This is a genomic window from Acinetobacter sp. ACZLY 512 (assembly GCF_023614015.1).
GTDB classification, from domain to species: Bacteria; Pseudomonadota; Gammaproteobacteria; order Pseudomonadales; family Moraxellaceae; genus Acinetobacter; species Acinetobacter soli.
Genome location: NZ_JAKIVI010000003.1, coordinates 238,582 through 259,403 on the forward strand (window position 1 = coordinate 238,582; position 20,822 = coordinate 259,403).

At 43.3% G+C, this 20,822-nt stretch carries 17 protein-coding genes, 4 tRNA genes and 1 rRNA gene; 16 read left to right on the forward strand and 6 right to left on the reverse strand.

What is annotated here, in order from left to right; translation table 11 throughout:
• The first annotated feature begins 49 nt into the window (after positions 1–49).
• Positions 50–1,045: a DUF2804 domain-containing protein gene (locus tag L2096_RS05690; RefSeq protein WP_250365020.1), complete on the forward strand. Its 996-nt coding sequence runs from the start codon at positions 50–52 to the stop codon at positions 1,043–1,045.
• 19 nt (positions 1,046–1,064) lie between these two features.
• Here L2096_RS05690 and L2096_RS05695 read toward each other — a convergent pair whose 3' ends face one another.
• Positions 1,065–1,940 carry a metal-dependent hydrolase gene (locus L2096_RS05695; RefSeq protein ID WP_250365021.1) on the reverse strand — a complete coding sequence of 292 codons (876 nt, stop codon included), beginning with the start codon at positions 1,938–1,940 and terminating at the stop codon, positions 1,065–1,067.
• Between the two features lie 114 nt (positions 1,941–2,054).
• Between L2096_RS05695 and L2096_RS05700 the strand changes: the two genes are divergently transcribed.
• The 6 genes from L2096_RS05700 (at position 2,055) to L2096_RS05725 (ending at position 9,071) form a co-directional block, all read left to right on the forward strand.
• Positions 2,055–3,113: a helix-turn-helix domain-containing protein gene (locus L2096_RS05700; RefSeq protein ID WP_076033525.1), complete on the forward strand. Its 1,059-nt coding sequence runs from the start codon at positions 2,055–2,057 to the stop codon at positions 3,111–3,113.
• A 385-nt stretch (positions 3,114–3,498) separates the two neighbouring features.
• Complete coding sequence (trpA, locus tag L2096_RS05705) at positions 3,499–4,302, forward strand: tryptophan synthase subunit alpha (protein WP_151791135.1); 804 nt, start codon at positions 3,499–3,501, stop codon at positions 4,300–4,302.
• Positions 4,299–5,195, forward strand: a complete 897-nt coding sequence (gene accD / locus L2096_RS05710; protein ID WP_004933131.1) for an acetyl-CoA carboxylase, carboxyltransferase subunit beta — start codon at positions 4,299–4,301, stop codon at positions 5,193–5,195. Before trpA ends, accD begins: the two co-directional genes overlap by 4 nt.
• Positions 5,192–6,478 carry a bifunctional tetrahydrofolate synthase/dihydrofolate synthase gene (gene folC / locus L2096_RS05715; RefSeq protein ID WP_502801284.1) on the forward strand — a complete coding sequence of 429 codons (1,287 nt, stop codon included), beginning with the start codon at positions 5,192–5,194 and terminating at the stop codon, positions 6,476–6,478. The genes accD and folC overlap by 4 nt, the downstream gene beginning before the upstream one ends.
• Positions 6,475–7,482, forward strand: a complete 1,008-nt coding sequence (locus L2096_RS05720; protein WP_104124636.1) for an SPOR domain-containing protein — start codon at positions 6,475–6,477, stop codon at positions 7,480–7,482. The genes folC and L2096_RS05720 overlap by 4 nt, the downstream gene beginning before the upstream one ends.
• A 260-nt stretch (positions 7,483–7,742) precedes the next feature.
• Positions 7,743–9,071: a dicarboxylate/amino acid:cation symporter gene (locus tag L2096_RS05725; protein WP_076033528.1), complete on the forward strand. Its 1,329-nt coding sequence runs from the start codon at positions 7,743–7,745 to the stop codon at positions 9,069–9,071.
• 51 nt (positions 9,072–9,122) lie between these two features.
• Here the strand turns inward: L2096_RS05725 and L2096_RS05730 are convergent, their stop codons facing one another.
• Together L2096_RS05730 and L2096_RS05735 are read right to left on the reverse strand one after the other, a co-directional pair.
• On the reverse strand, positions 9,123–9,956 hold the full coding sequence (locus L2096_RS05730) for an MBL fold metallo-hydrolase (RefSeq protein ID WP_119026330.1): 834 nt from the start codon (positions 9,954–9,956) through the stop codon (positions 9,123–9,125).
• A 122-nt stretch (positions 9,957–10,078) separates the two neighbouring features.
• Positions 10,079–10,720, reverse strand: coding sequence for a peroxiredoxin (locus tag L2096_RS05735; RefSeq protein ID WP_004933144.1), 642 nt, complete (start codon positions 10,718–10,720; stop codon positions 10,079–10,081).
• A gap of 342 nt (positions 10,721–11,062) precedes the next feature.
• On the opposite strand from L2096_RS05735, the gene secA reads away from it, so the two are divergent.
• The 8 genes from secA to L2096_RS05775 all read left to right on the forward strand — a co-directional run bounded on the left by secA (position 11,063) and on the right by L2096_RS05775 (position 17,374).
• A complete protein-coding gene (gene secA, locus L2096_RS05740) occupies positions 11,063–13,777 on the forward strand; it encodes a preprotein translocase subunit SecA (protein WP_004933148.1) in 2,715 nt (904 codons plus the stop codon).
• Positions 13,778–13,922: 145 nt separating this feature from the next.
• The gene (locus L2096_RS05745) at positions 13,923–14,282 is read left to right on the forward strand and encodes a hypothetical protein (protein ID WP_004933151.1); all 360 of its coding nucleotides are present in this window, start codon (positions 13,923–13,925) and stop codon (positions 14,280–14,282) included.
• Between the two features lie 144 nt (positions 14,283–14,426).
• Complete coding sequence (argJ, locus tag L2096_RS05750; RefSeq protein WP_250365023.1) at positions 14,427–15,647, forward strand: bifunctional glutamate N-acetyltransferase/amino-acid acetyltransferase ArgJ; 1,221 nt, start codon at positions 14,427–14,429, stop codon at positions 15,645–15,647.
• A 135-nt stretch (positions 15,648–15,782) separates the two neighbouring features.
• Entirely contained in the window at positions 15,783–16,847 is a 1,065-nt protein-coding gene (nadA, locus tag L2096_RS05755; RefSeq protein WP_250365024.1) for a quinolinate synthase NadA, read from the forward strand.
• 130 nt (positions 16,848–16,977) lie between these two features.
• Positions 16,978–17,054, forward strand: a tRNA-Pro gene (locus L2096_RS05760).
• 46 nt (positions 17,055–17,100) lie between these two features.
• Positions 17,101–17,177: transfer RNA gene (locus L2096_RS05765), tRNA-Arg, on the forward strand.
• Between the two features lie 40 nt (positions 17,178–17,217).
• Positions 17,218–17,293: transfer RNA gene (locus L2096_RS05770), tRNA-His, on the forward strand.
• A gap of 4 nt (positions 17,294–17,297) precedes the next feature.
• A tRNA-Pro gene (locus tag L2096_RS05775) sits at positions 17,298–17,374 on the forward strand.
• A 130-nt stretch (positions 17,375–17,504) separates the two neighbouring features.
• Here L2096_RS05775 and yfiB read toward each other — a convergent pair.
• From yfiB to yfiR, 3 genes are read right to left on the reverse strand one after another with little or no spacing between them, the layout of a single operon-like run.
• Complete coding sequence (gene yfiB, locus L2096_RS05780) at positions 17,505–17,984, reverse strand: outer membrane lipoprotein YfiB (RefSeq protein ID WP_004933160.1); 480 nt, start codon at positions 17,982–17,984, stop codon at positions 17,505–17,507.
• A 17-nt stretch (positions 17,985–18,001) separates the two neighbouring features.
• The gene (gene dgcN, locus L2096_RS05785; RefSeq protein ID WP_004933164.1) at positions 18,002–19,219 is read right to left on the reverse strand and encodes a diguanylate cyclase DgcN/YfiN; all 1,218 of its coding nucleotides are present in this window, start codon (positions 19,217–19,219) and stop codon (positions 18,002–18,004) included.
• A gap of 3 nt (positions 19,220–19,222) precedes the next feature.
• Positions 19,223–19,726, reverse strand: coding sequence for a regulatory sequestration protein YfiR (gene yfiR / locus L2096_RS05790; protein WP_502801285.1), 504 nt, complete (start codon positions 19,724–19,726; stop codon positions 19,223–19,225).
• Positions 19,727–20,242: 516 nt separating this feature from the next.
• Here yfiR and L2096_RS05795 point away from each other — a divergent pair.
• A 16S ribosomal RNA gene (locus tag L2096_RS05795) occupies positions 20,243–20,822 on the forward strand; the annotation flags it as partial.

Sequence of the window (20,822 nt, forward strand, 5' to 3'; positions counted from 1 at the left end):
AATAAATCAGCGATTTGAAAGGAGTGTGCTTCGTCATGGAGCCGAATACATGGATTTAATTCAGGACAACGGTCAGCCGCGATTTGGACGTTTTTCCCAGCAACCGTCTGCTATTAGTACCGAACGCTACATCTATAAATCACCTTATGGCAAGGTAGAGCGGGGATGGCGTAAAAAAATAAAATATAAAAAGTTTAAGTTTTGTAGTATTCAGCATCAGCACTATACCTTAGGTGTCGCGATTGCAGACATTGGTTGGGCCGGACACGGTTTTTTTTATTTGTATAATCATGCCACCCAAGAAGTGCTTGAATGGAACGCGCTACAACCCTTTGCCCGTAAAACACAAGTCGATGAGCAACCGCTGTTTAACCATAGCTTTTTTTATGCATCAGCATTTGAGCTAGATATGCAGCATGCAAATGGCGTTCGTTATATCCGTGTGACTCGCTATGGTGAAATTCTTCTCAGTGCACGTATTTTTTGTGCAGGCACCCAAGCTTTGAGTTTGTGTTCTCCCAATGGGATCAACGGCTGGACCTACACGCATAAAAAAACTGCACTGACAGTTGAAGGATGTTTTACTAATAAACAAGGGCAATTAATTGAATTTTACCAGAAAAGCATGGCATCACTTGATGATACCTGCGGATTCTTGCGTCCAGAGACAGCATGGTTCTGGTTATCTTGTAATTTCTGGCATTCACAAGATCAAAAAATTGGAATTAATCTGGCATCGGGCGTAAATGAAAGTTTTGGTAACGAAAACTGTATCTGGGTCAACGGTGTACTTTATCCTGTAGCAGATGTTTTATTTGAACAACTGGATGCACATCACTGGCAGATACATTCTCTTGATCGCAAACTCAACTTGAAGGTCACCACAGGCTGGCGACGCTATGAAAATCTGAATCTACGAATGGTAGGCAGTCGTTTTAGTCAGTGGCAAGCCAGAATCAGTGGCACTATCGACATAGAAGGTCAAGACCGTCTTGAGTTCGAGCAGGAGCTTGGTTTGCTCGAACAGCATTATGCCAAATGGTAAAAGCGAAAACGAGGCAGGCCTAGTGGCCTGCTTCCCAAAATGCCTGACCGGCTACAATTGGATCGCGGGTTGCTTCAAAGGTTTTTACCCAGACCTCATATTGATGAATCACCGCATGCTGACTCGGATGAAAATCGGCTTTAAACCAATCTTTATAAGGTTGTTTCATGGCAGTTAAAATGCCATTTGGGCCAATAAACCAAGGCAAGCCACGTCGAAATAACTGCAAGCGTTCACGTGCAGTAAAACCATCACAGCGCAGCATCACATTGGCGCGGTACATGGTAAAACCAGACATCAGCAGCGTTGTGATCACCAACGCCAGTTTGCGTGTTGTTTCAGGGACTTCACCCACCTGTTTCATCACATCAAACGCCACATCACGGTGTTCCATCTCTTCAATGGCATGCCAAGCCAACAACGCGCGTACATATGGATGAACATTCTCCAGAGTCGCTTTTTTACGATAAAAAGTGTCGGCCATTAACGCTGTTAAATGTTCGGCGGCAGCCGTCATGGCGATATTGTATTGCTTGGAGCGTCGCGTGAGCTCGAAACGGAAGATCTTTTTAAGGGTTGCTGTAAACTGATCGACAGGCATTCCCTGTAACTTCATCAGTTGATTCATTTTATCGTGCGCAATGCCATGCTGAGCTTCTTGTTTAATAAAATCGGCAACGCGAGCTTGTAAGTCTTCATCTTGAAGCTTGTCTCGAAACATACGAACACATTCAATGAAATAGCGTTCGCCTTCTGGAAAAGTCAGACTCAAGGCATCGAAGATCCGGGTTCGAAAAGGATCGCCTGCAAACCAGAAGCGCGGAACATCTTCGAGTCTAAAATCCAAATGCATACGAACCACCGGATCGACCTGATACTGGACATGTGCGTTCATTGTTTTAATTCTCATCGACTGATTCAGTTCAGTATGGCGACAATCGTCTGGTTTGTTTTGACAGTTATTGCCAATTTTTATACAAATAGCGACAGGGACATCAGAGCGCGCATCATGTCATTAAAAATCATTATTGGTTATCTTCGTTTACTCGAACGGGTTCGACGGCATTATCAGCTTGAGCATCTGGCTGAGTGTACAGAACGCGCAGTGGACTGGCAGAGCTTCTCTAAAGCACTCGATGGAAATGATGAGCAAGGATTTGACATAGACACCTATGTGCGTCTGCTCAGGCAAATGCAAACCGTGCTTGCAAGACCCGTCAGTTTAATTTTAGCCGAACATGCCACACTTCAAGATGTGGGGCTGATGGGTTATCTGGCATCAACCAGCTTAAATCTTCAGCAGGCGCTGTTACTGCTTGAACAATATTATTCCCTCATTTTTAAGCAAACCAATGTTGAGCAGCTTAAAATTATCGAACATGATCAAGAAATACAGGTCAGTTGGGGAGCGCTCTGGATCGACTATCGGGAGGTGTATGAGCTGAATCAGGCACTTATTTTTAAAATTGCACAAATCATTGTACAGGAGCCTCTGGTTCCTCCAACACAGGTTCAGCTCGGCTTTTTACCTACTTTGCCGCTCATGCATTATTCACGCTTCTATCACTGCGCCGCAGCAGTCGTCTCTGGTGACTATCGTATTTATTTTTCAGAACGCGTTTTAAAAGCACGCAGTTTTGGTGCAGATCAGCAACTCAATCAAATCTTGTCCAATCAGGCACAGCAAAGTTTGCGTGCATCAGATTCTCTAGAATATCGTCAGCAACAGCTCAAGCAGCGCATCTGGGGCCTCATCGCACAGGCTTTTCGAGAGAAAAACGAGATTTTGCAAGCTTACGTTGCACAGCAAATGCATATCTCCGAACGAACCTTACAGCGCCATCTCAAGCAGCATGCACTCAATTTTCAGGAAATCGTGGATGAATTTCGGTTACAGCAAAGCCAATTATATCTGAAACAGTCGCGCCGGCTTTCAGAAATTGCTGAATTATTAGGCTATGCCGACCAGAGCGCCTTTGGCCGTGCCTTTAAACGCTGGACGGGGGAAACACCGAAACAATTTCGCGAACGTCATCGTATCGATTCAGCAACTCATACCTCAAAATAGACCAGTTCTCAGACAGTTTTTCTTGTCATTCAACTGTCCACAATCAGCAAGAAAATCAAAAAAGCTATTTTGAACAATCAAAATGGCGACTTTAAAATTTCACCTAATCATATAACTCTATATTTTAGTTTGTTTTTTTAATTATTTGTGAACAAAGCTGCATCGAATGTACACAATAGTATTTTAAAAAATAGGAAGCTTTGATCATTGAGAAATAAGTCAAAATATTGATAAATGTACGCCATGGGTTGTATGAAATACTAAAGATAAATGCATCGCACAATGTCGATACTGTTCAATGAACAAAAAATAGCGTTAAAATGCGGTGTCTTGTATTTCTACAAACAACTCCTCAGTTTTAAATAATCAAGGAAAGCACAACCCTATGTCACGTCTCGCCACCCGTTTTGAACAGCTTAAATCCAAACAACGTAAAGCACTGGTTTCATATGTGATGGCAGGTGATCCACAGCCACAGGTTACTGTGCCATTGTTGCATCAGATGGTCGAAGCTGGTGTTGATGTCATTGAGCTTGGTTTACCTTTTTCCGATCCAATGGCGGATGGTCCAGTGATTGCATTGGCTGCCGAACGTGCATTGGCAGGTGGAACCAGTACGATGGATGCCTTGAATATGATCAAAGCGTTTCGTGAGAAAGATCAGGAAACGCCTGTGGTCTTGATGGGCTATCTCAATCCAGTTGAAGTCATCGGTTACGGAAAGTTTGCCGCATACGCTAAAGAATGCGGTGTCGATGGTGTATTGCTTGTGGATTTACCCCCAGAAGAAGCCAAAGAGTTTGATGTTGTGCTGAAACAGCATGATATGGATCAGATTTTCTTGCTGGCGCCAACCTCGACCGATGAGCGTATTCAGCATGTGGTCAATCAGGCCAGTGGTTTTATCTACTACGTATCGCTCAAAGGTGTGACGGGTGCGGCGACGCTCGATGTTGCAGAAGCTGCAGCGCGCATTGCAAAAATTAAAACCAAAACCTCGATTCCGGTGGGTGTCGGATTTGGAATTAGTGATGCAGCCTCAGCCAAAGCAATGGGTGAAGTTGCAGACGCCGTGATTGTGGGAAGTGCTTTTGTTAAACCTTTTGCTACGTTAGCAATCGACCAAGCGGTTGAACAAACGGTCAATAAAGTCAAGGAGCTTCGAGCTGCGCTCGATGAGTTAGTATGAATCAAGAAGTGAAACCAGGTAAAATCCTAAACCCATCGACGCCATGGACACAACGTCAAGTGCCGGGAATCAAGGTTGCCAATGAGCAGCAAGCCCTTAAAGCCACTTCGACTGAACCGACAATCGAATGTCCTGAATGTCATGCACTGGTTACTCGTACTGCCATTGCATTTAATGCCTATGTGTGTCCGTCATGCGATGAACACTTGCGCATGAAAGCTCGTGATCGTTTGACATGGTTCTTTGATCAGGTGACCACCGAGTTGGGTCAGGAATTTGCAGCCAAAGATCCACTTAAATTCATCGACAGCAAACCTTATCCAGAGCGTATGCGTGAAGCGCAAACCAAAACAGGTGAAACTGAAGCTTTGGTGGTGATGCAGGGTACACTTAATAATGTTCCAATGATTGCCTGTGCATTTGAGTTTGACTTTATGGGCGGCTCAATGGGTACGGTTGTAGGGGATCGTTTTGTTCAAGCAGCCGAACGTGCAATTGAGCAAAAACAAGCCTTGATCTGTTTTGCTGCATCAGGCGGCGCACGTATGCAAGAAGGTATGTTGTCGCTCATGCAAATGGCGCGTACATCTGCTGCAATTCAGCGTATGAAAGATGCAGGATTGCCGTATATCGTGGTATTGACTCATCCAGTTTACGGTGGTGTAACTGCATCTTTGGCGATGCTGGGCGATGTGCACATTGCCGAGCCTAAAGCCATGATCGGCTTTGCTGGTAAGCGAGTGATTGAGCAAACCGTACGTGAAACATTAGAAGAGCCGTTCCAGCGCGCTGAATACTTGCTTGATCATGGTGTGGTCGATCAAATTGTTCATCGTCATGCATTACGTGATACTGTATCTCGCATTGTATCTAAGCTGATGAACTTGCCTTGAAACTTGACGCTCCACGTATAAATGATGATTTAATGACATGGCTCACGTACTGGGGCCATGTTCATGTTACAGGGATTGATTTGGGCCTAGAGCGCGTCCTCCCTGTGGCCCAAAAACTGGGGGTAACACAGCCCTCAGCCAAGGTATTTACCGTTGCCGGTACCAATGGCAAAGGCTCAACCACCACTGTTTTGGCGTCTATATTACAGGCACAAGGCTACAAGGTGGGGTTATATCAATCTCCACATATTTACCGCTTTAACGAGCGCGTTAAGCTGGCAGGTCAAGAAGCAACCGATCAGGAACTTATTGAAGCATTTGTTCAAGTGGATCAGGCGCGCCGTGAATGTGGTTTAAGCCTGTCATTTTTTGAAGCCACCACATTGGCGGCATTTTTGATCTTTCAGAAACAAGCCTGCGATATTTGGGTGCTTGAAGTTGGCTTGGGTGGACGTCTTGATGTGGTCAATGTGATTGACCCTGATGTCGCGGTCATTACCAATATCGGACTCGATCATACCGATTGGCTCGGCGATACCATCGAAAAAATTGCCTTTGAAAAAGCAGGAATTATTCGTCCTGACATTCCGGTTGTGTTTGGCGGGCTACAAACGCTTCCCGATGCAATTGCAAGCAAAGCCGCAGAATGCCGTGCCAACTTGCAAGTTGCACAGCGTGATTATTTCTATCAGCTTGCAGAGACACCCAACACTTGGCAATTTGCCAGTGCGGGAGTGACGCTACAACTTCCTACAGGTTCGTTGGCAGTTGAAAATATAGCCACCGCAGTTGCAGCAATCTTGATGAGTGACGTTACAGTCTCGCAGGATGCAATTTGCCAAGGTATTCAAAATGCTAAACTCTTAGGCCGCTTTGAACTACGAAATATTGAGCAAAAGACCGTTATTTTTGATGCTGGCCATAATGGGCATGGTGTTGATTTTTTGTTAAAGCAATTGCGAAATTTCTTAGAATACAATAAACAATACACAGAAGTGATTGCTGTCTTTTCGATGCTGGCAGACAAAGACATCTCAACCGTGGTTGATTTGCTTAAACCTGCCATTACGAGTTGGCATGTAGCGCCGCTGAATAACCCGCGTGCTGCATCGCTCGAACACCTCATGCATGCATTGAAAGATCAAACAACTCAAACATTTGACAGCATTCAAGACGCATTTAGCACTGCAATTGCGAAGGTTAAACCGCATCAGTTGATTTTGGTTTGTGGATCGTTTCATACATTAGAAGCGGTTTGGGAGTATTTGGAAGAATGTCAATGAACAGCAAACAGCGTTGGATGGGTGGCGTTGTTTTATTGGGTGGTGGGGTATTGTTGGCTGCGTTGCTACTCAAAGGCAAAGAAGAAATACATCAGACACACGTTGAAGAACAACAGCAAAAAGTGGAACAAACCACAAAAGATGCCAATTCAACTGCGCCCGTACAATTGCAGTCCATGACAGTTGATGTTGAAACAGAGAAGAAATTACTTGAACAGCAACGTCGTGCGCGGGAGAAATCAGTTGCCGAGCAAGAAGCACGTGCAGCTGAATTTTTAGCCATGCAGCAACAGGCCGAGGCCGATGCCGCGCGTAAGGCCGCAGAGGAATATGCTGCCATCAATGCACGTCGCCAAGCTGCTCAGCAAAGTTCTGACAATATTCCGCCTGAAGTAGTCGAAGAAAAGAAAAATACCGCTCAAAGCACTAAATCTACAGCCAATGTAGACACACAAAAGCGTGAGGCAGAAAAAAAAACACTTGAGCAGCAACGTTTAGCAGCTGACGCGCAAAAAAAAGCCGATCAGCTCAAGAAAGAGCAAGAAGCCAAGCGTAAAGCCGATGCCGATAAAAAAGCCGCGGACGAAAAACAGCGTCAGCTTGATGCTGAGAAAAAAGCATCAGAGGCTAAACGCAAAGCCGAAGCTGAGAAAAAAGCACAGGAAGATAAAAAGCGTAAAGAAGACGACGCCAAGAAAGAAGATGCCAAGAAAAAAGCCGAAGCAGAGAAAGCACGTGAATTGCTGGAGCATGGAGATAAAAACTGGATGGTGCAGGTAGCACTGGCAGCCAATCAGGCCAATGCAGATGCAGTGGTGTCAAAGCTGCGTGCAAAAGGTTATAAAGTCACGACGAGCCCAACATCTAAAGGGATTCGGATTATGGTCGGACCATCGAAAGATCGTGATGCGGCCGATGCAGCGCGTAAGAAAATTGTGACAGATCCAAGTTTGAACATGAAATCTGCTTGGGTGATCGACTGGGTTCCTTTAGATCAACGTTAATCATCAACTCAACCGTTGAATTGGACAGCAATTATTCTTCTTTCAACCATAATGTTTTTATAAAAAAGACCAACATATTGTGTGTTGGTCTTTTTTTGACTAAAAAATAAGCTTTTGTGTGTTAAATCTATTTTTTTTAAGGTTAATTTAATAAACATTGTTTTTAAAATTCAATCTTCATGTAATTATTGTTCAATAAAGCGAAATAGATCGAAATTTTCGATTTAAGAGCAGGGTTCAAATGCGTTGAGTTAATAGTTATGAAGAAACTTAAATTACATCATCTCATTTTTATGGCGATGATATTGGGGGCAGTTTTTGGTTTTCTAACCAATGTGGACGGACGATTATTTGGTATTCCTGTTTTAGGACTTTACACTCTTTTAGGTGATATCTTCTTAAATGCACTAAAAATGGTGGTTATACCATTGATTATGCTCGCAGTGGTGAATGGTATGATTAGTGTTGGAAACGATGATCATATTGGTAGGTTGGGTTTTAAAACAACCTCTTTTTATTTAGTAAGTTGTACTGTGGCAGTTTTTATTGGGCTTGCTGCTGCTAATATCTTCATGCCGGGCATTATCAATGGTGTACCTGCCAAAGAAATGTTGGGCTTAGCCGCTAGTACCACGGATGTATTGCAGCGTGTAGAAGGCCGTTCAATTGGAGATTTTGGACAAATTCTCCTGCAATTCTTCCCCGCTAATTTAGTACAAGCTGCTGGAGATAATCAGCTATTAGGTTTGATTGTATTTGCTTTGCTCTGTGGTTTTTTTCTAAATAAAACGAACGGAAAAGCAGCAGAAACACTCAAAGATGTTGTAAATGCCAGTTATGATGTCATTATGAAAATTACCATGCTCATCATTAGCTTTGCTCCAATTGGCGTATTCGGTTTGATTGCTGCGATTGTGACACGGACTGGTTTTGATGCTATGCAGCCATTAGCATGGTTTTTCTTAACTGTTGTGGTGGCGCTATTTGTTCATGCATTTGTGGTCAGTACACTTGCAGTTAAAATCTTAACACGACGATCACCAGTTCGCTTATTACAAGCTATGTTTCCTGCATTGCTCACTGCTTTTTCTTCAGCAAGTTCAGCAGCAACTTTGCCGATTAATATGGAATGTGCGCATAATCGTGCTGGAATTTCAAAGCGCGTAACCAGTTTTATGATGCCATTGGGTGCAACAGTAAATATGAACGGAACTGCTTTATACGAGTGTGTGGCCGTTATTTTTATTGCGCAAGCTTATGGTATGCACCTGTCGTTGACGACACAGTTTTTTATTGTTATCGCTGCGGTTTTGACCTCGATTGGTGTGGCTGCTGTGCCTGCTGCCTCCTTGGTTGCAATTACCTTAATCTTAACGATGGTTGGCTTACCAGCTGAAGCGATTGGCCTTATTTTAGTAACAGATCGAATTTTGGATATGTTCCGTACATCTGTAAATATGTGGGGAGATGCGATTGGGGCTACTCTGGTGGCGCATAGTGAAGGTGAGAAAAGTATTTTGAGTCTTCCTGTGGAAGAAATGGAAGAAAAGCAGCTTAAGCTTCAAGCGCAAGAAATGCAAAGAAGTTAATTAGAAAATGTATTTTATGGGCTCAAGTCATTGTATAGAGCCCATTTTTTATCATATTGAAGGTAACGCTAGATTTTGATAGCGTTCAAACTCAACCACATCATGTGCACAAATGAGCTCGATCTCAGGCTCATGCTGTGCCATATGCTGTAAGCGCGCCAAATTATGTAGTCGATTCTTGTTGTCATACGCCAGTACACGCTCAAAAAGCGCCAGTCCTTTTTGTTTATAGTCTGGTTTAAGCTGTTGATGAGAAAAATAGGCATCACCACAAAAAAGTGTCCAGCCGCGCTGATAGTGTTTAATGGCAATCCCACAATGACCAGCGGAGTGTCCCAGAAGAGGAATCATTAAAATCTCGTCGTTAAACTGTGGGGCAGCCTGAACCTTCTCAAAATTAAACCAAGGTTCACCCTGCGTATGTTCTACAAAGTTCCAGTAACGATGCTTTTTAAACTGAGCGGTTTTGTATCGTAGACGGTTTTTTAAATTAAATGACTGTGTGGCGTTAAATTCAGACGCCAGTACATGCACAGTTGCTTCAGGAAAATCTGATATTCCTCCCGCATGATCAAAATCTAAATGCGTAACAAAAATATGTCGGACGTCTTTGGCACTAAATCCCAATTTTTGGATTTGCTGAATAGCACTGTATTCAAAATTGAGTTCGATTTGACCAATATCTAACAAGAAAGACCCAATCCGCTGCTTGGGATGAAGATAATCCTGAATGCCTAAACCGGTATCGATAAGTACCAATCCCTGATCTGTTTCGAGCAACAAGCAATGACAAATGATATGTGCTCGCCATCCCGATTGACCGACAAGAGGTGCGCATACCGGACACATCGTGCCACAGTGCAAGTGATGAATCTGATAGATCATGGCGGAATAAATCAAGAGAACCTTGAACTTTTATACCGCAAAATATGGGGCGATCCAAGAGAGAATATCTTGAATCAAAATAAAAATGCCCGTGATTTCAACGGGCATTTTAGTGCGAATGATTAGTCTTTGTCGGGCTGTGGAGTGAGGCGCAGGTACGGCTTAACGGCTTTATAACCTTTCGGAAAGCGCTCTTTGAGTTCAGCTTCATCTTTGATTGACGGCACAATCACCACATCTTCGCCTTGTTGCCAGTTTGCAGGTGTGGCCACTTTATAGTTGTCGGTCAGTTGCAAGGAATCGATGACACGCAACACTTCATGAAAGTTGCGTCCGGTCGATGCCGGATAGGTAATGATCAGTCGAACTTTTTTATTCGGATCAATAATCACCAATGAACGTACAGTTGCAGTTTCGCTGGCATTAGGATGAATAAAACCATACAACTCCGATACCTGGCGGTCTTTATCTGCAATAATCGGAAAGTTAACCGTTGTGTTTTGGGTTTCATTGATGTCTTTAATCCAGCCATGATGTGACTCAACATCATCGACCGACAAGGCAATCGCTTTTACGTTGCGTTTTTCAAATTCATCTTTGAGTTTGGCGGTGTATCCCAGTTCGGTGGTACAAACAGGGGTGTAATCGGCCGGATGTGAAAATAAAATACCCCAGTGATCACCCAAGTAGTCATAAAAGTTAATCTGACCTTCGCTCGATTCCTGTTCAAAATTAGGGGCTGTATCGCCTAAACGTAACGTCATCTTAGTCAACCTCGTTTATATGTTGTTATTGCGTTGCAGGTTTTTAATATGCGCTAAATCTTTTGCAAATAAAAAGAAGGTTTTTGTATGTTCTTATAAATATTTTGTATATATTAAAAATTAAGTATTTGAAATAAATAAAATATCTAAAAATTCTTGGCCAGCTAAAAACTCAAATTGTTGGGGTTGATGCAACTGTCTGATTTTTCAACTTTCTGTTGTGCTGGAGTTTTTTTTAAGAGGATTTGTTTAAACCCCTTGTACTTCAAATTTCTGGCTCCATAATAACGAGTGAGAAAAAATTTATTCATCTGATAAGCAAGTTTTTAGAGAGTTTCATTCATGTTGGTAAGTCTGATCGGAGGTATCTTCGGTACAAAAAATGAGCGCGAACTCAAACGCATGCGTAAAATTGTCGATCAAATCAATGCGCTCGAGCCGACGATATCCGCTTTAAGCGATGCAGACTTATCTGCAAAAACTCCAGAATTCAAACAACGTTATCAAAACGGTGAGAGTTTAGATAAACTTTTACCCGAAGCCTTTGCCGTATGTCGCGAAGCTGCAAAACGCGTGATGGGAATGCGCCACTACGATGTTCAGCTCATCGGGGGGATTACCTTACATGAAGGTAAAATCGCCGAAATGCGTACCGGTGAAGGTAAAACGCTCATGGGCACCTTGGCGTGTTATTTAAACGCGTTAAGTGGTCAGGGCGTACATGTCATTACCGTCAATGATTATTTGGCGCAGCGTGACGCTGAGTTGAACCGTCCATTATTTGAGTTTTTAGGCCTCAGTATTGGCACCATTTACTCAATGCAATCTCCAACCGAGAAAGCAGAAGCGTATCACGCCGATATCACTTACGGGACCAACAACGAGTTCGGCTTCGACTACTTACGAGACAATATGGTGTTCTCGTTGCAAGAGAAAAAGCAGCGCGGTCTGAACTATGCCATTATCGATGAAGTCGACTCGATCTTGATTGATGAAGCACGAACACCGTTGATTATTTCAGGTCAAAGTGAAGATTCTTCACAGTTGTATGCGGCAATCAATCATATTCCACCTAAACTACAGCCACAAAAAGAAGAGAAAGTGGCTGATGGTGGACACTTCTGGATTGATGAAAAGCAACGTTCGGTTGAAATGACCGAAGTGGGTTTTGAAACTGTTGAGCAAGAATTGATTCAGATGGGGCTACTCGCCGAAGGCGAAAGTTTGTATTCTGCAACCAATCTTAATCTGGTTCATCATGTAACCGCTGCAATTCGTGCGCATTTTCTTTATCACCGCGATGTGCACTACATCATTCATAACGGTGAAGTGATTATTGTCGATGAGCATACCGGACGTACCATGCCGGGTCGTCGCTGGTCTGAAGGTTTACATCAGGCGGTTGAAGCCAAAGAAGGTTTGGAAATTCAACCAGAAAACCAAACGCTCGCCACCACAACTTTCCAGAACTACTTCCGTTTATACAAAAAGCTTTCAGGTATGACCGGTACAGCGGATACCGAAGCCGCTGAAATGAAAGAAATCTACGGATTAGATGTCGTGATTATTCCGACGCATCGTCCGATGGTTCGTAAAGACATGAATGACCTGATTTATTTGAATCGTAACGGTAAATACGATGCGATTGTGAATGAAATCAGAGCCATTCAGGAAACGCGTGCGCCTATTTTGGTGGGTACTGCAACCATTGAGGCCAGTGAAGTGCTGTCGCACAAGCTTACTCAAGCAGGTATTCGTCACGAGGTTTTAAACGCGAAACAGCACGAACGTGAAGCCGATATTATTGCACAGGCCGGAAGTCCTGACTCTGTTACGATTGCCACCAACATGGCAGGCCGTGGTACCGATATTATCTTGGGCGGTAACTGGAAAGCAAAACTGGCTAAAATCGAAAATCCGACTGCAGAAGACGAAGCTCGTCTGAAAGCAGAATGGGAACGTGATCACGAAATCGTACTTAATGCCGGCGGCTTACACATTGTGGGTTCAGAGCGACATGAATCACGTCGTATTGATAACCAGTTGCGTGGCCGTGCTGGTCGTCAGGGTGACCCAGGTGTATCGCGCTTCTATCTTTCACTTGAAGATGACTTGATGCGGATTTTCGCAGGCGATCGCGTGGTTGGCATGATGCGTGCGATGGGTCTGAAAGAAGACGAAGCCATCGAACATAAAATGGTGAGCCGTTCTATCGAAAATGCACAGCGTAAAGTAGAAGCACGTAACTTCGATATTCGTAAAAACTTGCTGAAATACGATGATGTCAATAACGAGCAACGTAAAATCATTTACTCGCAACGTGATGACGTTTTGGCAGAGCATACACTTCAGGATGCGATTGAACTCATGCATCATGATGTGATGGCGGGTCTGATTGGAAACTTCATTCCACCAGAGTCGATCCATGATCAATGGGATATTGAAGGTCTGGAAAATGCCTTGCGCGTCGATCTGGGGATTGAGCTTCCTGTTCAACAGTGGTTAGACGAAGATCGCCGACTCGATGAAGAGGCACTGGTGCAGCGTATTACCGACGAAGTACTGGCGCGTTACAGAGCACGTCGCGAGCAAATGGGTGATGAATCCGCAGCAATGCTTGAGCGTCACTTTATGCTGAATTCACTTGATCGTCACTGGAAAGATCATCTGGCAGCAATGGATTATCTACGTCAAGGTATTCACTTGCGTGGCTATGCCCAGAAAAATCCTGAGCAGGAATACAAAAAAGAAGCGTTTAATCTGTTTGTAAACATGCTTGGTATAATCAAGTCGGATGTAGTGACTGATCTATCTCGTGTTCATATTCCGACACCTGAAGAGTTGGCAGAGCTTGAAGCGCAGCAACAGCAACAGGCCGATGCAATGCGTTTGTCGTTTGAACACGACGAAGTCGATGGTCTGACAGGAACTGTTACACCGCATGAAATTGAAGAGCAAGCTCCTGCTGAGCAAAATGTTGTGCCGCCAGCCAGTCGAAATGCACCGTGTCCATGCGGTTCTGGCTTGAAGTATAAGCAGTGCCACGGTCGTCTTTAAATTGTGATGAATGCTTATTAAATTAAAAGCAGAACAGAAATGTTCTGCTTTTTTTACGAGTTGTTGCAAGGTGTGAATATCATTTGCAGTTTCAGAGATTAAATGGTATTTACTTGCACATCTTGACTTAAAACTTGGTTAGACAATGAAAAAGCTAATACAAAAAATTGCACTTGTCGCATTGGCAGTTCCAGGCTTTGCGATTGCTCAATCGAATACACAAACAACAACAGTCGATAAAGTACAGGCTGCACAAGGCCCAACAACTGCACAAGTGATGGTGCAAAATGACAGCACCACAGTGATCAGTCCGCGTACGGGTATTCGTTATACTTTAGGCAACACCGGGAATCGTCCGATTGTGCTTAAAACTGCGGCCATTGCAGCAGTCAATTCTGCCAATGCAAACCGTATTGTGGCATCAAACCCTGCATTGTCTGTTACCAGTCAAGAAAAAGCCAAACAAGCGTTGTTGGCAACCAATACACAGCCAGCAACCAACTAAGTATTTTATGAAAAAAAGCCAGCCTGCATGCTGGCTTTTTTAATATCCAGTCATCTAAAAAATCAAATCGCACAATGCTCGATTTTTCTGATTAATTGCTCTAAGCTTTTCTTTTTCCGATAACAAACACAGTGGGATTTCAAAATGGCTGTTGGTGACGTAACAATGCCGCACATGCATGTGGTGAAAGGGGTGAAAATTGGTTCAACTGAGGCATATGTGCGTTATCCAAATCGACGAGACTTGGTCATTTTTGAATTTGTAGAGGGTTCAAGTGTTGCAGGCGTATTTACCCAAAGTGCATTTGCCGCAGCGCCCGTACAAGTATCAAAACAACATTTAACAGAAAATGCGACACGTTACTTAATTATCAATACGGGCAATGCCAATGCCGCTACGGGTGACATAGGTTTGTTAAACGCACAAAAAACCTGTGAAAAACTGGCAGAGCTTGCACACGTACAACCGAATCAGATTTTACCCTTTTCAACTGGCGTGATTGGTGAGCAACTCCCAATCGAGCGTTTGCTCGCAGGTATTCAACCGGCACTGACTGACTTAAACGATCATGCATGGACTGATGCTGCTTACGGGATCATGACCACAGACACCACGCCAAAAGGTGCCTCCGAGCAATTCGAACTAGATGGCGTGTTATACACCATGACTGGTATCAGCAAAGGGGCGGGAATGATTCGTCCGAATATGGCGACCATGTTGGGCTTTGTTGCAACAGATGCGCCAATCAGTCAAGCCATGACGGAACAGTTGCTTAAAACCACGGTCGAGCAGTCATTTAACCGAATTACCATCGATGGTGACACATCAACTAACGATTCATGTATCTTTGTAGCAACTGCACAAGCCGGGGGTGAAACAATTAGCAACGAACATGATCCTCGTTATGCTACGCTTCTTGAGGTATTGCAGCGCGTTATGAACCGTTTGGCACAATTAATTGTGCGTGATGGCGAAGGGGCAACCAAATTCATTACTGTTGCCGTTGAGGGTGGAAAAAATACTCAGGAATGCTGCGATGTCGCCTATAGTATTGCGCATTCACCATTAATCAAAACGGCCATGTTTGCATCCGATCCAAACTGGGGACGAATAGTAATGGCCATTGGTAAGGCGGGTGTTCCGGCACTCGATTCTAGCAAAGTACAAGTCTGGCTGGATGATGTTCAGATTTGTCGTGACGGAGGTGCTGCGGCAGATTATACCGAGGAGCAGGGCGCGCGCGTCATGGCGCAAGCTGAAATGACCATTCGCGTAGATTTGGGTCGTGGCACTGCAAAAGATACTGTATATACCTGCGATCTATCGTATGATTACGTCAAGATTAATGCGGATTATCGATCTTAATTCAGATCGATAAAAGAACCTCATTCGTGAGGTTTTTTTACATCAATTTTTTGAGTAGCTCATCTGCCTCAATACTGAGTTACCTTAACGTTTAGCGCTCGCAAAATGCTAGCCAGAGAATAGAGAAGACGTTTTATGAATGATGCGACTTTAATTGCAAATGATGCAAAAGTAATCGTGCAAGCGCATTTAGATCGTTTAGGTGAGCCAAAGGATCACCACTTAAGTCCAGAAGTTAAACAGGCTAAGTTCGCTCAAATCAAGGAAGAACTCAAAAAACGCAATGCTGTTCTGGTGGCACACTATTATTGCGATCCAGATGTTCAGGAATTGGCAGAGGCTACAGGCGGGTGCGTGTCAGATTCACTTGAAATGGCGCGTTTTGGCCGTGACCACGAAGCCACAACTTTGGTCGTGGCAGGTGTCAAGTTTATGGGAGAAACCGCCAAGATTCTGTCGCCTGAGAAAACTATTCTGATGCCGACGCTTGAAGCCACCTGTTCGTTGGATCTAGGCTGTCCTGTCGATGAATTTACTGCGTTTTGCGATCAGCATCCAGATCATACCGTAGTGGTCTATGCCAATACGTCAGCCGCGGTGAAAGCTCGTGCAGACTGGGTGGTAACATCGAGTTGTGCTGTTGAAATCATTGAGCATCTCGACAGTCTAGGTGAAAAAATTATTTGGGCACCCGATCAGCATCTTGGTCGTTATATCCAGAAAAAAACGGGTGCCGATATGTTGCTTTGGGATGGCGCTTGCATTGTGCATGAAGAGTTTCGTGCCCGTGGCATCGCCAATATGAAAGCGCTCTATCCAGATGCTGCGGTGCTTGTACATCCTGAATCACCCGAGTCAGTGGTTGATATTGCCGATGCAGTAGGCAGTACATCTCAATTGATTAAGGCGGCCCAGACTTTACCTAATCAACGTTTGATTGTGGCGACGGATCGCGGAATTTTTTACAAGATGCAGCAAGCTGTGCCAGATAAAATTCTGGTGGAAGCACCGACTGCGGGTGAGGGAGCAACCTGTCGTTCATGTGCACATTGCCCATGGATGGCAATGAACGAGCTAGATGGGATTTTGCATGTGTTACAGCATGCTGATCAAGAAATTCATGTCGATTCACAACTTGCCGAACGTGCCAAACTTCCTTTAGATCGAATGTTGAGCTTTAGTACATCACTAAAACGCTAAAATGCTTGTTAAATATACATTTGATAACGTTTTTTAACTTTTTTTAATTCTAGGTGTTGACGTGGTTGAGCGTCCCGCCTAGAATGCACACCGTACCGCACGATGTGCGATACAGTAAAAGCTGAGAAGACGGAGCATAGCACAGCCTGGTAGTGCACCTGGTTTGGGACCAGGGGGTCGTAGGTTCGAATCCTACTGCTCCGACCAATTAATCGGCGGAAGTATCGCATGATATTTTTTTATCATCGGTCATGCGCCTGTAGCTCAGTTGGATAGAGCATCCGCCTTCTAAGCGGATGGTCACAGGTTCGAATCCTGTCAGGCGCGCCATTTGGTAGATTAGCTTGGTAATGTAGAACCCACAGTAGTGGTGGATGTAGCTCAGTTGGTAGAGCCCTGGATTGTGATTCCAGTTGTCGCGGGTTCGAATCCCGTCATTCACCCCAATTTCGGAGCATAGCACAGCCTGGTAGTGCACCTGGTTTGGGACCAGGGGGTCGTAGGTTCGAATCCTACTGCTCCGACCATCTTTAAAAAATTAAAGATGTAAATAAAAAATCCGCTTTATTGCGGTTTTTTTACGTCTGTTGTTTTTATCATTTTATAAAGTTAATACAAAGCGGTATTTAACTTTGTATTAACTTATGAACAATTCGATTACGGCACAATAATAATCGCTACGCGTCGATTGGCTGCACGATTTGCTTCGGTGGTGTTAGGTAATAACGGTTGAGAAGCACCACGACCAATAGTTTGAATATTGCTACGCACAAAACCTTGCTCAACAAAAATAGTGGCTACGCTCTGAGCACGTGCTTGCGAGAGCTTGATGTTATAGTCTGGATTGCCAATATTATCTGTGTATCCCACCACTTTAAGTTTGTGTAACCCATACTTATTGAGTTGATTGCTCAATCGCACCAATTCATTTCGATGGTTCGGATTGACTTCAGACTTGTCAAAATCAAAGAGTAAACGTTCAGGTAGGCCAAGTGTCCAGCCTTCCTCAGTTTGTACAAAACCTTCCTTTTTCAAAAGTTGAACTTGCTTGTACTTTAGCGGCCCGAAGCTTAGACAACCGGAAAGTACAAGACAAATGGCAGCTAAAATCGATATCTTAAACGGATGACTAAACATAATAAGGGGCCTATCGGTTAGGGGGTGTGGATACACCAATGATGATGGAGATGTTTTGCTTTATACATGGCCTGATCGGCTTGTGTGATCAGTTCCTCGGGAGTCGAGGCAAACTGGGAAAAAGCAATACCAATACTGAAACTGAAATAAATCTGATGCTCATTAAAACTGAGCGGTTTTTTGCAGCTTTCTAATAAGTGTTCGGCAATCGTAATCAGATGATCACGTTGATGCACAGATTCTAAAAGTATGGCGAATTCATCACCACCCAAACGCGCAATAAAATCATGCTGACGAATACGTGATTTTAAACGCTGGGCCATTTCGATTAAAACTGCATCGCCTGCCGGATGACCGTATTGATCGTTAATTCGCTTGAACTGATTATTATCGATAAAAATTAAAGCCGAATTTGAGCGTAAGCTCGGTTGCTCAAACAAATGTAACAGTTGACTATAAAAATAACTGCGATTCGGCAATGCGGTAAGATGATCATGCTTGGCTTCAAAAGACAATTGATGATTTTCATCTTGAAGATGTGTGTGCCAAGTTTGAATCTCATGTAAAAGTTGATTAAACACATCATTTAGATCTTGAAATTCTTTAATATTATTTTTTGGAAAGCGAAGGTTGTATGCCTTTTGATCGCTAACAATTTGTGCGGTTTGAGTCAGTGGTTGCATTGATTGCATGATATAGCGATAGGTGGAGTTGGTTGACCACCACAATGCAATAATCATAAATAACATGACCACTGCCAATCCAATTAAAATAGTAACAATAAATTGTAAAATACGCTCTGAACTTCCGTAGATGATCAGTTGTCCGACTTGCTGGTTATTATGAAAAATTTTAAGTTTTACGGGGTCTTTTAGAAAAACATGATCAAGTAAAACTTGTAATCTGGAATAGTAAGCTTTGCTCTTGGTGCTATTGGCTAATTGAATATTTTGATTGTCGAAAACCTCAATGCTTCGGATAGAGTGCTGTGAGGTATATTCATTTAAAATTTGCGAAATTGTTTGTTGATCCCGAAAAACCACCGCAGGTTGTATACGCTCACTGACAGCTAGACTCAAAATATTTAAATTCTGTTTGGTATATGTTTCCATTGTAAAGGTAGAAATTGATACAAAGGTAAAACAACAGATAATTAAGGTAATCGCAAAAATCGTTGCTTGAGATCTGCGGAATACGCTATGCAATGAGTTGGACTTATACAGCCGAGAAATCATAACTTACTCCGCATTTTTGGCTAAAAGTAAAACGCGGGGATCTATACGAATTTGAGAGCGACTGAGCGTATCTAAATTAACTTTAAAAGTAGATTTCCCTTTTTGCTGATATAAACAAAAAATACTTCCAATTTCACAATCAATATTATTGGCACTAAAAGACAGTAATGAGTGGGATGGATAACTATTGATTAATGCTTCTTGCTGCGTAGGTGTTTGACTTGAAAAATAAACGGCCTGACATTGCGTCTTAACAAAACTAGCTGCAGGAATAGATTGGACTTTGTATCCATAAGTAGATTGTTTAATCTGTGTCTGGAAAATTCCTGCTGCTGCTGGGTTATCAATTACGCACAGTGTGGTATTGCTTCCTGTGGAGAGTTTGCTATAACTCATAATTGATAAAGTTAATGTATAGAAATTTTGAACAGGCGAAGCAAAAGACACTTCCATTGATAAGCATAGAAGTGTAAGTAAAAAGAACTTTGATATCACTTTGTGATACATTTCATGATTATCTTTAAAAATGTGAATTTTGTCTATTTTATCGAAAAATTCGAATAAAAAATAGCTGCTCGTTTAAAATATTGAAGCAAATGGGTTAATAAGTAAACATTTGTTTATTTTTTTATAAAAACAAGCTTGCAAGGGGTGAGAAATAGTGTAGAATGCACATCCATCGGCGGTGATGCAGATAGAAACTTGTTGAAAAACAGTAACTTGGCTTGATTGGTTGGGTTATGGGTTTGGAGATAAAGTTTTAAAAATATCGAAATTACCTGTTGACTTTGAAGAGATTTAGAGTAACATAGCCGACCTAGCTTGATGATGACGAATCATCGAGAAGATCATTAAGAGAATAGAAGAACAACTTGTGTGGATTTTTACTGGTTGATTAATCGATATATATTATCATTAATTGATTGGTTTAAATTACTCGAAGTTTATTTGAGCGAAATTTAAGTCAGAAAATTGATGAGCCAGAATTGGCACCTTGTCTATAAATAAGGTGCAAAATGATTTTAACTGAAGAGTTTGATCATGGCTCAGATTGAACGCTGGCGGCAGGCTTAACACATGCAAGTCGAGCGGAGTGATGGTGCTTGCACTATCACTTAGCGGCGGACGGGTGAGTAATGCTTAGGAATCTGCCTATTAGTGGGGGACAACATCTCGAAAGGGATGCTAATACCGCATACGTCCTACGGGAGAAAGCAGGGGATCACTTGTGACCTTGCGCTAATAGATGAGCCTAAGTCGGATTAGCTAGTTGGTGGGGTAAAGGCCTACCAAGGCGACGATCTGTAGCGGGTCTGAGAGGATGATCCGCCACACTGGGACTGAGACACGGCCCAGACTCCTACGGGAGGCAGCAGTGGGGAATATTGGACAATGGGGGGAACCCTGATCCAGCCATGCCGCGTGTGTGAAGAAGGCCTTATGGTTGTAAAGCACTTTAAGCGAGGAGGAGGCTCTTTTGGTTAATACCCAAGATGAGTGGACGTTACTCGCAGAATAAGCACCGGCTAACTCTGTGCCAGCAGCCGCGGTAATACAGAGGGTGCAAGCGTTAATCGGATTTACTGGGCGTAAAGCGCGCGTA